We start from the raw sequence: 16311 nt of genomic DNA, 5'->3' as shown, positions 1-16311 counted from the left end.
CGATTGGCGGACCGCACCGCAACACGGACCGATCACGTGACCGCCGCCGAGAGCGGCGTCGACTGAGGAGAGCGTCATGGGTGAGACCGGGGCACAGATCGAACACATCTCCATCCGCGTGCCGTGGCATGACAACGGCTGGAAGGGGACGGTCTGCGCCGATCCGCACGGCAACGGCACCTGCGTGCTGCTCAAGAACATCGGCCAGAACCGCCGTGACGATCATGAGCAGCGCCACGCCGGGCGGGACATCGCCGACCTGCCGCTGGCCGACGCTCCGCCCTGCGTGGCGGAACGGGCCACCTTCATGTCGCCCCGGGTGATCCCGTTCCAGCGCACGCACCCCTTCACGCAGAAGTCGCCGGCCTTCGCGACGTTCCAGCCCACCTCGCAGACCATGCCGCCGTACTCCGCCCAAGCGGTGCCCTTCCGGTGGATGTCCCGAGACGGAGCCAAGGCGGTGAACGAGGAACGCCGTCTCGGCCTGCTGCCCGAGCTCGAGGAGCGGGTCGACGCCATCACCGGCTGGGGAAACACCACATGGACGATGCACGGCGACAACCAGCGGGCGATCCTGGACTCCTTCTTCAGCTCGGTACAGACGGAGCGCAGCATCGTCTTCTTCTATGCCAAGCACAGTCCGCTCACTGACGACTCCCGTCGATTGCTCGTCGGTGCCGCCATGGTCACCGCCGTCACGCCGACCGGGGCCTACCGCAGCAGCGGTGGGGAGCCCTTCCCGGCCCAGATGTGGGAGACCACCATCGGGCACTCACTGCGCCCCGATCAGCAGCGGGGGTTCCTCATGCCCTATCAGGCGTTACTTGAGGCCCGCGACCGGAAGGGCGTCGACATCAGCGACGCACTGGCGTTCGCTCCGGAGGGCGGTTGGGAGGCGTTCTCCTATGTCACCGAGCACGTCAGTCACGACCTTGCCATCGACGGACTGCTCGCGTTGATGGCGGCGGGACGCGCCGCCCGACGGGTCCTCGGCGAGGATGCGGGCCTGCTCGGCTTCGACTGGCTGGAGGAGCAGCTCAACCGGCTTTGGAAGCTGCGCGGGCCGCGTCCAGGCCTAGCGAGCGTCCTGGCCGCCCTCGGCGTCCCGCAGTACGTGACTTTCGCTCACATGGTCGCCGCGGCTTCCGGGTCGGGTACCGATCCCTGGCAGACCCTTGAGGCGGCGATGGCGGACCCGGAACGGCTCGGTCTGACCGCGAAGACACACCTGACGCCCACCCTACGCACGACCTGGAAGGCTCTCAGGCCCGAGCGGAGGCAACTGCTGCAACTGCTGAGCCGCTTCTCACTGACCAAGGATCAGGCCGAGAGGTTCTTTGTCGTCGAGCGACGCGACCCCGCGCTCCACGACGGCGACATCATCGCCAACCCGTACCGGCTGTATGAGGCCGACCGCGACCAGCCCGAAGGCGTGCCTCTCGCTGTCATCGACCGAGGATGTTTCCCGGACGCCGCCCTGGCTTCCGCGTTCCCCCTGCCCAAGCCCAGTGCGATGGACGACGGCCTCGACGCGCGTCGGGTCCGTGCCTTCATCATGGACGAGCTGCAACGGGCCAAGGCGGCCGGGCACACGCTCCAGCCTCAGGTCGACGTCGTCAACAGGATCCGAGAACGGATACTCAGTGCGCCGTGCCCGGTCACGGCGGACGTCCTCGACGCCCATCACCTGTCGGCGGAGAGCCTGCCCGAGGACGCGCCGCTGACCGGGGTGACCCTGCCAAATGGTGCGCCGGCCCTGCAGCTCGCCGACCTGACCCGGGTCGGGGACGTCATCCGCGACCAGACTGAACGCCGTCTCAAGGCGGCTCCCATCGCCGGCGCACCCGATTTCGCGACACGTCTCAACACGCTGCTGGGCCCTATGGATGACACTCTCCCACAGGACGAACTGGACGCCGAGGAGCGTGCCCGGGTTGAGAAGGTCGCCGCCCTCAATACGCTCTACTCGTCGCGGATCAGCGTCCTCATCGGCTCGGCGGGAACGGGCAAGACCACCCTGTTGCAGGTGCTGCGGCACACGGAGTCGGTGGCCGCCGGGGGAGTACTCCTGGTCGCTTCCACCGGTAAGGCCCGGGTGCAGCTGGCGCAGCGGGTCGACGCCCCCGCGGTCACCCTGGCGCAGTTCCTGATCTCAACCAGCCGGTACGACCCGTGGACCGAGCGGTACCTGGTGACCGGTGACGTGCAGACTCGGTCCAAGAACTACAGGACCGTGGTGGTGGACGAGGCTTCGATGCTCACCGAGGAGCAGCTGGCGGCACTGCTCGACGCGGTTACCGGAGTGCAACGGCTGGTGCTGGTCGGAGATCCCCGGCAACTCCCGCCGATCGGCGCCGGTCGCCCCTTCGTCGACATCGTCCGTCGACTCGCACCCGACGACATCGCTACCCGCACGCCACGATGCGGACCTGGCTACGCCGAACTCACCATTCCCCGCCGACAGGTCGGACAGGAACGCGATGACCTGGTCCTGGCCAGTTGGTTTGCCGACGGGGAGCTGTCCCCGGCGGCCGACCTGGTCTGGGAGCGGCTGCGAGCGGGCGAGCAGTTGTCGACACTGCGCGCCGTCCAGTACGGCCGAGGCGACCTGTTCCCGACTCTCCTCGCCGTCCTGCGTGAGGAGGTCGAGGAGATGAGGATGGCGTCCGACGAGGATCTTGCCGCAGCTTTCGGCCGCAGCTACGGCGGCATCGTGTCCGCCAAGGGAAATCTCTACTTTCCGGCTGGCGCGGGAGGCCGCGCCGACGCGTGGCAGATCCTGTCACCTGTTCGCAGCCGGGGTTGGGGCACGATCGAGATCAACCGTGCGCTGAAGGACGCGTTCGGCACTGGTGCCCTCGAACAGGCGGTCGGGCCGACGCGGCGGAACGCCAAGCCGATCGGCCCGGAACGCATTGTCGTCGGCGACAAGGTCATCAACATCCGGAACCACCAGTTCAAGCCGTCCCGGATCTACCCCAAGGACGCGGAGCGTTTCGTCGCCAACGGTGAGCTGGGGGTGGTGGTCGGCCAGACGCGCTCCAAGTGGGTCACCTGGCCGCCGAACAAGACCGAGATTGAGTTCAGCGGCCGCGAGAGAGTCAAGTACGACTTTTACGACTGGTCCGACGATACCCGCGCGCCGATGCTCGAACTCGCATGGGCGATCACCATCCACAAGTCGCAGGGAAGCGAATTCGGTATCACCGTTGTCGTGCTCCCGGCGGAAGCTGGCGGGCTCAGTCGGGAACTGCTCTACACCGCCCTGACCCGGCAGAAGGGCAAGGTGATCCTGCTGCACGAGGCCGACCTCGACGAGGTCGCCAAGCGCGGCTCCCCCGTCTACTCCGACACCGCCGGTCGTCTGACGAACCTGTTCGTGCCGTCGGAACCCATTCAGGTCGGCGATGCCGTGGTCGACCGGGGCCTGGTGCACCGTACTGACCGGGGTGAACTGGTCCGCAGCAAGAGCGAGTTGTTGATCGCGAACCTGCTGCACCAGCTCGGCCTGTCCTACGACTACGAAACGCCCTTCATCGGCGCCGATGGCAGGACTGTTCGACCGGACTTCACGATCGACACGGACCTGGGGGAGAAGGTCATCTGGGAACACCTCGGGATGCTCTCCGACCCAAGGTATGCCGCCAAGTGGGCGCTCAAGAAGGACTGGTATGCCCGCAACGGGATCCTGTCGACGGAGGATGGCGGCGGAGCCCAGGGCATGTTGATTGTGACAGACGATCGGGGTGGGGTGGACTTCCCGGCCTGGCGAAACCTCGCCCAGAAAGTCTTCGGTCTCTGAGTTTGCGGGCTGCGGCTGACGTCGCTTGCTTATTCGGACGTTGATTTGCTTCCTTGCCGGCTCGGGTGCCGGCCAAAATAGAGGGGTCGAGGATGGTCGCGGCAGCGGAAACCACGCTTCAAGGGTTGTTGGAGGGGACGAAGCAGTATCAGGTGCCGTTGTATCAGCGCACCTACTCGTGGACAAAGGCGCAGTTGGCGCGACTGTGGGAGGACGTGCGCAAGCTAGCCGAGGACCGGGTGGACAACCCGGGCGCCACGCACTTCATCGGCTCGCTGGTGCTCGCGCCCAGTCCCGCGAACGGTCCGGCGGGCCTCGCCGAGTTTTTGGTGGTCGACGGCCAACAGCGGTTGACCAGCCTGACCATCCTGCTCTGCGCCATTCGCGATCATCGGGCGCAGCACGAGGACCCCAAGCACCGCGACCGTCTCAACCAGCAGTACCTGACGAATCCGTGGGAGCAGGGGCAGCGCCGGTGGAAGCTAGTTCCCACCCAGGCCGACCGGGACGCCTACGTGGCCTGTCTGGAATCCTCCCCTGAGGCCGGGGGCGTCGACCCCGTGGGTGTCGCCTATCAGTTCTTCGCCAACCAACTCGCCGCGGCCGACGACCCGGACGATCCGCTGGACATCGAGCGCATCGAGAGCGCCGTCATCACGGGCCTGGCGCTGGTGTCGGTCACCGCGCAGCCGGGGGACAACGTCTACCGGATCTTCGAGTCGCTGAACAACACCGGTCTAAAGCTCACCCAGGGTGACTTGCTGCGCAACTATCTGTTCATGAGGCTGCCGGTCCGGGGCGAAACGGTCTACCAGGCCCTGTGGCTGCCGCTGCAAAGTCGACTGACGTCGGCGGAGCTGGAGTTGCTCTTCTGGCTCGATCTGGTTCACCACGACCCGCGGATCAAGCAAACCGACATCTATGCGGCGCAGCAGTCCCGGCTTGAGCAACTGCGTTCCGAAGAGGAGATTGAGGCGCAGGTGCAGCGGTTCAGCCGCCTTGGTGCCCTGCTCCGGGTGATCCTCCATCCCGGCGAGGAGCAGGACCCAGACGTACAGCGGCGGCTGGAGCGGCTAAGTGCCTGGGGTACGACCACGGTTTACCCGCTGCTGCTGCACCTGCTGGACCGCCGCGAGAACGGCACTGCGACGTCCGCCGAGGTCGCGTCGGCAATGCTGTACATAGAAAGCTTCTTCGTTCGTCGCCTGGTGATCGGTCGAGCCACCGCGAACATCAACCGGATCCTGCTGTCCGTCGTCACAGAGATGGACCGGGACCTGCCGGTGGATCAGGCTGTGCACTCCTACCTCTCGGTCGGTCGCAAGTACTACGCCACCGACGAAAGCGTCCGGGCCGCCGTCCGGTCGATCCCGTACTACCTCAACGGCCGTCCACACCAACGCAACCTGGTACTGCGGTGGCTGGAGGAGTCGTACGGCAGCAAGGAGCCGGTGGCGCTGGACTCGCTGACCATCGAGCACGTGCTGCCGCAGACCTCCACCAGCGAATGGCGGCAGATGCTGGCACCTGACCTCGGGCCGGAGGAAAACGTCGGTGAGGCGCACGAGGCCCTGGTCCACACCCTCGGGAACCTGACCCTGACCGGCTACAACTCGGAGCTGAGCAACAGCTCCTTCCCGGTCAAGCGAGTCCAGCTCGGCAAGAGCGGGATCGTGCTCAACCAGGAGATCGCCGCCCAGGACCGCTGGGGCCGTCCCGAGATCCATGCCAGGGCTGACGCGCTCGCGGAACGAATCATCTCCATCTGGCCGGGCCCCACGGAGCAGGCGGTCGACCAGTCGGTGGTGCCATGGGATGTGATGAACAAGGCTCTCGCCGAGCTGCCCGCAGGTTCGTGGACCACGTACGGCGACCTGGCCGCACTTATCGGCACCGCTCCAGTGCCCGTTGGTGCCCGACTTGCCAACCACCCTGTCCCGAACGCCCATCGGGTCCTGCAGGTCGAGGGCACGGTCTCCCCGGGCTTCCGCTGGCTCGATCCGAACCGCACCGACGACCCGCGCGCCCTACTGCGTGCGGAGGGCGTGCAGTTCGACCAGTACGACCGCGCGGACCAGGCCCAGCGGATCGGCACCGAGGAGCTGGCGCAGCTGGCCGGGGTGACGCCGGATGATCTGCCCGAGCGCCTGCCCCGGCCGCGCGCTGACCAGGAGGTCGACTATGCCGCACGCTTTCTCGAGCAGTTGACCGCTCTCCAGGGACCGGCGGTTGCCACCGCTACCCAGGTCGTGCTGGAGGCTTGGACCGCGATCGGCGGCACCCTACTTTTCGGCACGAGGGACGAAACCTCCTGCTTCCTCATGGCCCGCGACCGGAGGCACGAACTCGGTGACGTTTGGCCGGCGACGATCTACCCGAGCGGGAAGTTCGAAGTCGTGTTCCAGCACCTGAGCGTCCGGCCCCCGTTCGGGGACGTCGCCCTGCGGGAGGAGTTGCGTCAGCGTCTGAACCAGTTGCCGGGTGTGGACATCGCCGCCGCCAAGATCGCGCTTCGGCCCGGGTTTTCGCTGACCGTCCTCACCGACTCCGACGCCCGGGACGGATTGCTCGACCACCTGCGCTGGTTCTACGACCAGGCGCAGTTGCCCGCCTCGGAGGAGCTGATCATGGTCTAAGCTCCGGCGCCGACACTTCCGCTTCCGCAGCGCCCCGGGCTGGGGCGTTGCGGAAGCCGGCCCGCCTGGCGTCGCCCGATAGTGCCACCGCCGCCGACCCCACTCTCTGGAGGTTGCTTGTGCCTCAGCTCGCCTTCGCCAACACCTTCTGGGAGAGCTTCGACGTCCTGGAGAAGCCGATAAAGGCCGGCGTACGCAAGGCGATGGCGAAGTTCCAGCAACTCACCATCGCAGACCTGCACGCAGACAAGGGCCTGCACCTGGAGTCGGTGAACAACGCCCGCGACCCGCGGATGCGGACTATCAGGATCAACGACTTCTGGCGTGGGGTCGTCCTAGCACCTGACGACGGCAGTGACACATTCCTCCTGCTGAACGTCGTACCGCACGACCGCGCGTACACGTGGGCGGCAAAGCGCCTCTACACCGTCAACACGGCGACTCGGGCACTGGAGGTCCGCAACGTCGTCGCTCTCGAGCAGCTCACGCCGACACTGGAGAAAGCGGCGGCGCAGGCGCCGGCGCTGCTGTTCGCCCGCCACTCCGACACCTCGCTGCGTCACCTCGGTATCGACGACCAGGTGCTGCGAGCCGTACGGACGATCATCGACAAACCACAGCTCGAAGCGTTCGGTATGCTGCTTCCTGAGGACCAATTCGAGGTTTTGCAGTACCTCGCGGAGGGATTCTCCCCCGATGACGTCTATCGCGACCTCGTTGTCGAACGCCGGCCGGCTGCCGCGACGCCGGAGCCGAGCGGGAGCCTGGCCGCGGCGATCGCCAACACCACCAGCCGCATCATGCTGGTGACCCGGCCCGACGAGCTGGCCGAGATCCTCGACAAGCCGTTCGCCGCCTGGCGGGTGTTCCTTCACCCGTCACAGCGGCGGCTGGCGTACCGGGTCTCATACAAGGGGCCGGCGCAGGTGACGGGTGGTCCGGGAACGGGCAAGACGGTGGTCGCCCTGCACCGGGTCAAGCACCTACTGTCCCGCTCAGCCGACGGTCGGGTGCTGCTCACCACGTATACAAATGCCCTGGCCGCCGCCCTCCGGGAGAATTTGGCGCTGCTCCTCGGCGACGAGAAGCAGTTGGCGCGGGTGGACGTGACCACGGTCAACGCGCTCGCCAATCGAACGGTGCGCACTCTCGCTGGGCGAGTGCCCACTCCGATTGGGGACGCGGACGAGCGACAGGTCTGGCGGCGGGTGTGCCGGCGGCTGACACTGCCCTGGACCGAGCAGTTCCTCGTCCAGGAGTACCGGCACGTCATCCTCGCCCAAGACGTGCGCAGCCGCGAGGAGTACCGCGAGGTCAGCCGGCGGGGAAGAGGATCGGCGCTGGGCCCGCGACAACGTGACCGGGTATGGGACGCGGTGGAGTTGTTCTCGGCCGAGCTGGCGGCGGCCGGCACCATCACCCACCTACAGGTGTGCGCCCGAGCGGCTCAACTGCTCGGTGAAGCCGACCTAAGCGTCCACGGCTTCGACCACTTGGTGGTCGACGAGGCGCAGGACCTGCATCCGGCCCAGTGGCGAGTCCTGCGCGCGTCGGTGGTGTCTGGCCCCGACGACCTGTTCATCACCGGTGACCCGCACCAACGGATCTACGACTCCCGGGTGTCACTCGGCATCCTCGGCATCTCCGTCACGGGGCGCAGCAGCCGGCTGCGCATCAACTACCGCAGCACCGAGGAGATCCTGTCCTGGTCCACGGCTGTGCTGGTCGGTTCGCGGATAGATGACCTCGCCGGTGAGGGCGAGGACAGCCTCACTGGCTATCGCTCCCTGCTGCACGGCAAGCGGCCGCATGCCAAGGGTTATGCGACCAGCCAGGCTGAGGTCGCGGGGCTCGTGGCGCAAGTGCGGGAGTGGCTGGCGCAGGACGTGCAGCCGAATGAGATTGCGGTCTGTGCGCGCTTCAACACGACCCTGGGTGCGGTGCGCGACGAGTTGTCGGCAGCCGGTATTCCGTCGGTGTTGGTGCGGGACCATCCCGGGGCGGAGGTCGACGGGGTGCGGCTCGCCACGATGCACGCCATGAAGGGTCTGGAGTTCCGGTGCGTGGCCGTCGTCGGCGCCACGGCACGGGCCGTGCCTTTCGCGAAGGAGATCACGCCGCCCGAAGTGGACTTGTTGCAGCACGAGAGCGACATGCTCAGAGAGCGCTGCCTTCTCTTTGTCGCCAGCACGCGGGCGCGAGAGGCGCTATGGGTGTCGTGGAGCGGAGCGCACAGCCCGTTCCTGGATTTCGCCGCCGGCAGCCCGCCCAGGTGACGACGTCACCGGCGCTCCCGGGTGGAGTGGAGCGCACGTCTAAAGTCTCACCCGTGGATCAGGCGGAGATGGTCGTGGTGCAGCAGTCGGACCGACCTGGCGGACCAGTTCGGGTCGGCGCGGTGTTGTCAAGAAGCGGCGGGAGCTATCAGGTCCGCTGGCACGACGACGGCACCGAGGAGACGGTCAAGATCGGTGGCCGGAACCAATTCGCCCCTCGCGGCTCGTTGCGTCACCAGTTTCTCCTGGACCTGGCATCGGCGACGACCATGTTCGACGAGGACCCGACCGCGATGGTCCTACGACTCCTTCGGGAGTACGACTCGGGGCTGACCCGGACCAAGATCAAGGAAAAGCTGAATGCGCTCGGCCTTGACCTTGACCGGGTTCGCGCCCGCTGGAGGCTTATCGATCGGTTCCTTACCAGCAGCGACGATGTGCAGATGACCGGTGCGGGGGTGGCGGCGACCTTCAAGTGGAAGCCACCCAAGAGGCGCCGCACGGAGCTCTCCGAACAGTTGGACGTGGCGCCCACCTTGCCCATGGCCGACCAGCAGGATCGTGCGACAGCAACACCGGCGTACGCCGTCGAGAAAGGCTCAGTCGAGCACGATGTTCGCGAGGCTCGGCAGCCCTCGGGTGTGTCGCCAACGGCGGAACAGCCGGAGTCCCCAGGATCCCCTTCAGAGGACCGAACCCTACCGGCAACAGATGAGCGGCAGACCGTCGTGGCAAAAGCTGCGTCCCTGCCTGGTCGGCTGGCCGTAGCGACCGGTGAGGACACCTCCCGGCCTTTGCCGTACTACCTTTCGAAGCCCCTAACGGTCGGTGCCCAGCTCGGACGACTGGATGATCAGCAGCTGCAAGACCTCATCACTGACCTGGAAGAACCGGACGCCGCAGCCGCCGGTGCTCTATTGCTTGCCTTGCCCCGGCAATCTGCCGTCGTTGGTCGTGTCACCGCGCTCAGCCATGAAAGCACGACACTGCTTCTGAACTCGGCGGCCGCGGAAATTCAGGTGTACTCGGAGCCGGACCCAGACGTCATCACCGCAACTGCGGCGCTACTACGCCAGGTCTGCAAGGTCGATAACGTGTCGACGGAGGCAATCTCGCCGCTGATCACCCTCGCTTCAATCGTTGCCGCCATGAATCAACAGGATGCCGTGCCGGTGATCGACGGCGTCGCGGTGATACTTGGTCGACTTCTACCGTTGATGTCACGCGACGAGCGCAACGCCGTCGACCTCGACCGTCTCGTACCGCTCGTGGCGCGGCTTCCGTTTACCCGCGACGGGGGACGTGCTGCCCTCATCGCCGCCGTGGGCAAGGTACGGGTCAAGAGCGTCCTTCACGACGGCTGGTGGGCCGGTGCCACCCTGGATGACCTTGCTATTTGCGCCACCGGCGTCCTCGGCGCCGTGACGTCTATCCCGGAGGTGGCCGCCCGCTACCTTCACCCGCTCGTGCTGCGGGAGCTGGCTGCCACCGAGTCCCGCCGACGCTTGACCTTCCTGCTCGGCCTACCTGGCGAGTTCGTCGCCGGACTTCCCTCTGACGCGATCGTTGCCGCCTTTAACCGGGTCGCCGCCGACGACCCGGTGGTGGCTGGGTGGACAAGCGCACTGAGGCAGGAGCAGCGGGTGGAGACGCTGCGTCGCACCGCCGAGCGGGCCGCGGCGGCCGCAGCCGCAGCTGATCAGCGTGCCGAGGCGGCTGAGGGCCGAGCTGCTGCTTTGGCGGACCGGTGTGCGCAACTGGAAGAGGCCCTGCGGGCGGAGCATCGCGAGACCTCTTCGCTGAGGTCTGCGCAGGACCGGCAAATTCAGATTGATGTAATCCGTTCCTTGGCCGATCTTGCCGCCGAAGTGGAGGAACTCGCGGTCGAGCAAACATCCTCGGAGACTGTGGTCGAACGCGTACGGGCACTTGTCTCGGCACAGGCACTCGAGCCGATTGGCCAGGCCGGGCAGAAACTGACCTTTGATCCGACCGTTCATGAACCCATCGTCGGTGTTCCCACCATTGGGAGCGCAGTTACGGTCATCCGACCTGGATACCACTGGCAACCGTCCGGTGAGGACATTCTCATCGAGAGGGCGCTGGTGACTACGACCTAGGAGTGCTCATGGGGGGAGCCCACGGCCACGCCGTCGGGGTTGATTTCGGCACATCCACGTCTTTGGTGGCCACCCGGGCGGGTCGCCGTCCCGTGGAGATCGCGCCGCTCGGCCGTACGACCCGATGGTTTCCCTCCTTGGCGGGCTACCGTGGTGAAACGTTGCTGGTCGGGGAGGATGCCGACGCGCTTCCGAGCGACCAGGTGATCCGGTCCATCAAGCGAGCGATCACCGACAACCAGGAAACGGTCTCGTTGCCCGGCCCAAGCGGGCTGCGGGGTGTGTCCGCCGATGACGTCATGATTGCCCTTCTTGCCGAGATCAGTGAACGGGCCACCAGGGCGGGCGAGCCGCTGACCGCCGATCGCGAGTTTCGGCTGGGTTGTCCGGCCATGTGGGATGGACCGCAGCGGCAACGTTTGCTTGACCTGGCCGCGAAGGCGGGCCTGCCGGTAGACGACTCGGCTCTCGTCGACGAACCGATCGCTGCCGGCATCGCCTGGGTGACCCACCGATTCCTCGCGCATGGCGAGCGGCCCGAGGGCCGCCTGCTCGTGTTCGACATGGGCGGCGGCACCCTCGACATCGCGGTCCTCGACGTGGTGGGCGGCGACCACCCCGAGATCTCAGTGCTGACGGCACTCGGCACCGCGTACGCAGGCGACGCGCTCGACCATGCGATGGCACGGGATCTCCTTGAGGGCCTGGGCGCGCGGGGCGTCGACTTGGAGGCCGTACGGCACCCGGAGTTGCTGCGAGCGCTTGTCCTCCGTGCCGCCCGCGACGCCAAGGTCAGTCTTTCCCGCCTGCCTGAACACCGCATTGTGTTGCCCTCCCGCCAGATCGGGCAGATGCCGGTCTTGACCTACAGCCGGGAGCAGTTGGAGGAGGCATTTCGGGAGCAGATGGACAATGCAGAGCAGCTGGTATGGGCTGCGCTGCGGGCCGCTCAGCTTACTGAACGTGGCAGCCGGTCGCCGTCTGAGCTACGCGCGATGGGTCCGGCCGAGCTGAGCGGCGGCATCGACTACGTGTTGCTTGCCGGGGGAATGAGTCGCATCCCGTACGTGGAGCGGCGCATCGGCGCGCTGTTCCCAAACGCCCAGGTATTCGACAACGCCGGAGTGCAGCCCGACGAGGCGATTGTTGCGGGGCTGGCCGATACTGCCAGCTACGAGCGGCTTAACCTGCACCGCCCCGGGTTCGACTTCGTCGTCGAGTGGGAAGAGGGCGGTCAGGTACGGCAAGAGATCTTATACGCGGCGTACACCCCCTTTTACGAGCCATGGCAGGTGCTCACAGGTCAGTCCAATCTCGGATATGAACGTCGCGACCGAGCCTTCCCAGGCCCGCAGCACGGCGTTGGCCGGCTCCGCGTGCGCGCCACCAGCGGGGAGCCGCTCGGCCTCAAGTTTGACGGTCAGATCATGGACGGATTGAGGCTGAACTTCGGCCGCCGGATGATCTTTAAGCTCTACTGCGACGGGCGGATCCTCATCCAGCACGGGTCGGGCAGCAGGATTCAGATGCGGGTCGACCGGTGGCCGGTGATCCGCGGTCGCGACCATGCGCAACTGGTGCTGCGCAGTGCCGAGGAGTCGGCACCGACGCCTCCTACTCCCTGGTATATGGAGAAGGAGTGGTCTCCGCCGACTCGATGAGTGCGATGGCCACAGCGGTCAGCGAGATCTCCAGCTCTTGACGGCTGGCCAGTTCGTGACGGATCTCGTCGCGGCGAGCACGGAGATTGCGGAACCGCCCCTCGTGCAGCCGGACGATGGTCGGCCCGTGTCCGTCGACACGCAGTCGCGCGAGCAGCTCCTGGGCCTTCTGAATCTGAATGTCCAGCGATCCCTGTCGGGCCAGGATTCGTCCCTCGACAAGAGCGGCGTTCTCCTGCCGCCGGGTCCGCTCGGTGTCGCGATGCCGAACGGCGAGGTGCTCCTGCGCCTGGCACCACACCTCAATCAGTTCGGCAGGTGGCGTCGGCGTGCCGTCCCGGAGTCTGCCTTCGGCCAAAGCGGTGAGCACAAGGTCCCCAACTTCGGGGTTTGGACGGCGCGTGTCAAGGTCGATCGCCGTCGCCCACAATTCGAGCAGTGGCCGGAGCCCTGACGTTTCAGCAAGGTCCAACATGACCAGATACCTCTTACCTGCTGGGAGTGCCGGTACGGCCATCGATCCAAACCGTGGCAGCGCCAACGTCTCGTCGTTCAACACCTCAAGAGCGAGCTTGACGAGCGGGTGCCGGCCAGAGAGGAGTTCGACGTCGTACTTGCTGGCTGCCTCCGGCTGGAACGTGCACTCCAACGGAGTCTCACTCTGCAGCAGAGCGGCGAGCTTGGATCGGCTGTGCTTGCTCCCGCCGTCGCCCACCCGGCTTGAGCGCAACCGCTCAGCCAACTCGCTGGACCCAATGATCGGGAAGATGCCGCTCTTGTTAGGTTTGCGACGCCGTCCCCCGACCCGGTCGAAAAGTTCATCGAGCATCCGCTGAACCTCCGCTGGGCCGATGAAGCGACCGTTGCCTGGCCCCGTCTCGGTGAGGCCCTCGACAATCAGCCCATCGAGTCCGGAAAGCTGCGCTTGAGAAGCACGCAGCTCGTCGGTCTCGTGGGAGCGCTGTTGAATGGCGACTTCGATCCGGTCGATTTCGCGCCGGCGGCCTGCCATGTCGAGTCTGGGGTCAAGCAGTCGTTTGGTTATGTCGCCGAGTTGGTCACGCAGGATGGGCTCGAGTTCGCCTATAGAACTTTCGAACACGCCGATCCGGTCGTAGAGTCGTTGGAAGATGTCCGTCTCGATCGTTCCAGGCACACGCATGTTGTAGATGAAAATCTTCTCGTGCTCCTGGCCGAACCGGTCGAGTCGGCCGATGCGCTGTTCCACGCGCATGGGGTTCCAGGGCAGGTCGTAATTGACCAGGACATTACAGAACTCGAAGTCGAGACCTTCCGAGCCGACCTCACTGAGCAGGAGAATCTCGAAACGGCCATCGCGGAACTCCCGCATAATCTTTTCTCGGTCAGCCATCGGCACACCGCCGTGCATCACCCGCACGCTGAAGTGCTTCCCGAGGCGGCCAGCCAGGTAGGAGAGCGTGCGCCGGAAGAACGAAAAGATCATCACCTGCCGTAGTTCCGCCCCGCGCACCTTGCGCAGTTCGGCTAGGAGCTGCTCGTACTTGCTGTCCACCGGTACCGGACGAACGAGCGTCGGTAGGTCGAGCAGACCGGTCAGATCCGCGCCGATCTCCTCCTCGGTGTCATCGACCTCCTGCCGGAAGAGCTCCGGGTTGCGCTCCCGCATGAGCTCTTGCGAGGCCGGGATGCAGCTCGCTGCCTGGCGTAGCGGCATTTGCATGGCGAAGCCTGGCGGGGTGTTCATCTCCAAGGCCCGGCGCATGTACCAGGCATAGACCGAGTCATAATAGTTCTGCTCCTCGATCGTCCACTCCACGTCGATATTCCGCGGATCCCGTACGGCTTTCCGATCAGGTACGTCCGCCTTGCGGGTCCGGGTCAACACGCTGCCAAGGACGTTCAGGTCGGCGAGCAACCGACGTGCCCGGGCAACCTCATCGTGGGTGAGTGGCCCGTCGACGTCGAACAGGCTGCGGAGTAGTTGGTAATCGGGCCGATCGGTGACGGTCGACCCGAATTGGAGAGCGTCGAGCTCGGCGAGTTGACGTACCAGCTTTCGGGGTGTCCGCCGACCTTCCTCCAGTAGTGACCGCGCCACCCCGTTCAAAATCTGATTGGGCTCGAGTTGTGCCTCGAAGATCGCATGGTCGCCGAAATGCCCCTCGTCGAGGAGATTCATCAAATTGAAGAGATCCTTGTTGCCAAGATTGAGTGGCGTGGCGGAGAGAAAGATCAGGTAGTCGGACCAGTCCGCCAGCAGTCGCCCCAGAGCGTGTGATTTGCTGTCGCTGTTCCGGAGATAGTGCGCCTCATCGATGATGACCAGGTCGAAGCGCGGATGAAGATCGTTGAGCTTCTCAAGGACAGCGTCGGCCGAGCGTAGCGACTCGAGGGAAACGACGCCCTGCAGGTTTGGCTCGTCGCCGTTCGCGAGCCTGTCCGCGAAGTCCGCCAGGTCGCGGGGTCGAAGTATCTCAAGCGGGCGGTCGAACCGGCGTCCCATCTCGGTCTTCCACTTGAGCGTCAGTACAGCGGGGGACACGACGAGGACCCGCTCAAGGCGGGACCGCTGTTCAAGCTCGCTCCAGATGAGGCCAGCTTCGATCGTCTTGCCGAGGCCGACCTCGTCCGCGATCAGAAGACGTCCCGAGGATGCGGTGAGAACCTTCAAGACCGGCTTGAACTGGTACGGCCGGAAGACTGTCTTACTGGATGCGAACGAGTAGAGGGTGTCGGTGAGCGGGTGGCGCAGCTTCGTCCAGGTCAGCGTCAGCGACAGACCCTTCGCGCCGACGGGAGCTTGGGACAGCCAGAAAGCGGGATCACGCGGGTCGCCCTCGACAAGGACGAGTGCCTCCTCGCTGTAGCGTTTGATGTCGCCGTGCATGTCGACCTGGTACTGGTAGCTCCCGGCCGCTGGTAAGACCTCCTTCACGCGCCCCACGCTGCGGGCACCGCCCCGGGTGCGCACCATGTCCCCACGGTTGAACTTTGCTCGGCCAGCGAATGGATCTGCACCCACAAACAACGTGTCGTAAACCGCCCCGGCCGTCACGAGATGGCCGTCCTCGGCGTATCTCCGCCGGTCACTCGCTGCATCCGTTGGCGCCCTACCGGTGGACACCACCATCGCGTGCCAGGAGCCGGTTCGATTGAAGGCATAGGCGCCACAGTGGAGAAGTCCTGTGAGCGGACCGGGGGAGGATCCGCGGACGTCACCCGCGATGGTGCTGACGATGTCGCGATGATGTTCGGGTATCTGACCGACAACGAGGCAGGAAGCCGGCTGCAGGCGAGCCAACCAGTCATATCCGTGTTGAGGTGGCTCATACCGAAGGTCGTCGTCGGGCACGGCTTGTCCTCCGTCCTACCCGTATGCGCAAAGAGTCCTCCGATCCTGCTGGAGAGGATTGCCCGTGTAACGGTCCGGTCGTCCAGAAGGCGCTCCACCGTTGGTGCAGAGACTCCGTTTGAGGGAAGAAGACCTTCTTCCGGTTTCCAAGGATGGCAAGCGGTCCGGGCCTTGCAGCGACGGCCGCGTGGTAAGCCCACCTCTCGGCAAAGCTGGCCTCGTTCCCATCGTCGTCGGTTAGCTATCCCGTCGACGACTTCGCCGATTCGGGCCGGCGATGGAAGGCGGCCGGTGTGGATGTGGTGCTAGAACGGGAAGTCCCTCGCCGCCCTCGTGCCGGTAGTCAACGCCCCACAACACCGGCTAAGCCCGCCGATGTCGCCCATTCGTTGCGTCGACCCTGTCGGCTGCGCCTCGCCCGGTGCTGTGTTTCTCTGACGAGGAGACAGCCCAGCATTTCACTAGCGGACGCTCCTGGCCGG

At 65.7% G+C, this 16311-nt stretch carries 6 protein-coding genes; 5 read left to right on the top strand and 1 reads right to left on the bottom strand.

The window, feature by feature from the left end; translation table 11 throughout:
• Positions 1-76: 76 nt before the first annotated feature.
• The 5 genes from AB0F61_RS19325 (at position 77) to AB0F61_RS19305 (ending at position 12495) form a co-directional block, all read left to right on the top strand.
• Positions 77-3802, top strand: a complete 3726-nt coding sequence (locus tag AB0F61_RS19325) for an AAA family ATPase (RefSeq protein ID WP_357811417.1) — start codon at positions 77-79, stop codon at positions 3800-3802.
• Positions 3803-3894: 92 nt separating this feature from the next.
• The gene (locus AB0F61_RS19320) at positions 3895-6438 is read left to right on the top strand and encodes a DUF262 domain-containing protein (protein WP_357811414.1); all 2544 of its coding nucleotides are present in this window, start codon (positions 3895-3897) and stop codon (positions 6436-6438) included.
• Positions 6439-6707: 269 nt separating this feature from the next.
• Positions 6708-8714 carry a UvrD-helicase domain-containing protein gene (locus AB0F61_RS19315; RefSeq protein WP_357811412.1) on the top strand — a complete coding sequence of 669 codons (2007 nt, stop codon included), beginning with the start codon at positions 6708-6710 and terminating at the stop codon, positions 8712-8714.
• A gap of 53 nt (positions 8715-8767) precedes the next feature.
• Entirely contained in the window at positions 8768-10834 is a 2067-nt protein-coding gene (locus AB0F61_RS19310; RefSeq protein ID WP_357811409.1) for a hypothetical protein, read from the top strand.
• An 8-nt stretch (positions 10835-10842) separates the two neighbouring features.
• The gene (locus AB0F61_RS19305) at positions 10843-12495 is read left to right on the top strand and encodes an Hsp70 family protein (RefSeq protein ID WP_357811407.1); all 1653 of its coding nucleotides are present in this window, start codon (positions 10843-10845) and stop codon (positions 12493-12495) included.
• Here AB0F61_RS19305 and AB0F61_RS19300 read toward each other — a convergent pair.
• Positions 12449-15829, bottom strand: coding sequence for a helicase-related protein (locus tag AB0F61_RS19300; RefSeq protein WP_357811404.1), 3381 nt, complete (start codon positions 15827-15829; stop codon positions 12449-12451). The two genes, AB0F61_RS19305 and AB0F61_RS19300, sit on opposite strands and share 47 nt — an antisense overlap.
• Between the last annotated feature and the right edge of the window lie 482 nt (positions 15830-16311).

This window comes from Micromonospora sp. NPDC023888 (assembly GCF_040639415.1).
Taxonomy (GTDB): Bacteria; Actinomycetota; Actinomycetes; order Mycobacteriales; family Micromonosporaceae; genus Micromonospora.
The sequence above is the reverse complement of the archived record's forward strand: the minus strand, read 5'-3'. Positions and strand labels throughout refer to the sequence as shown.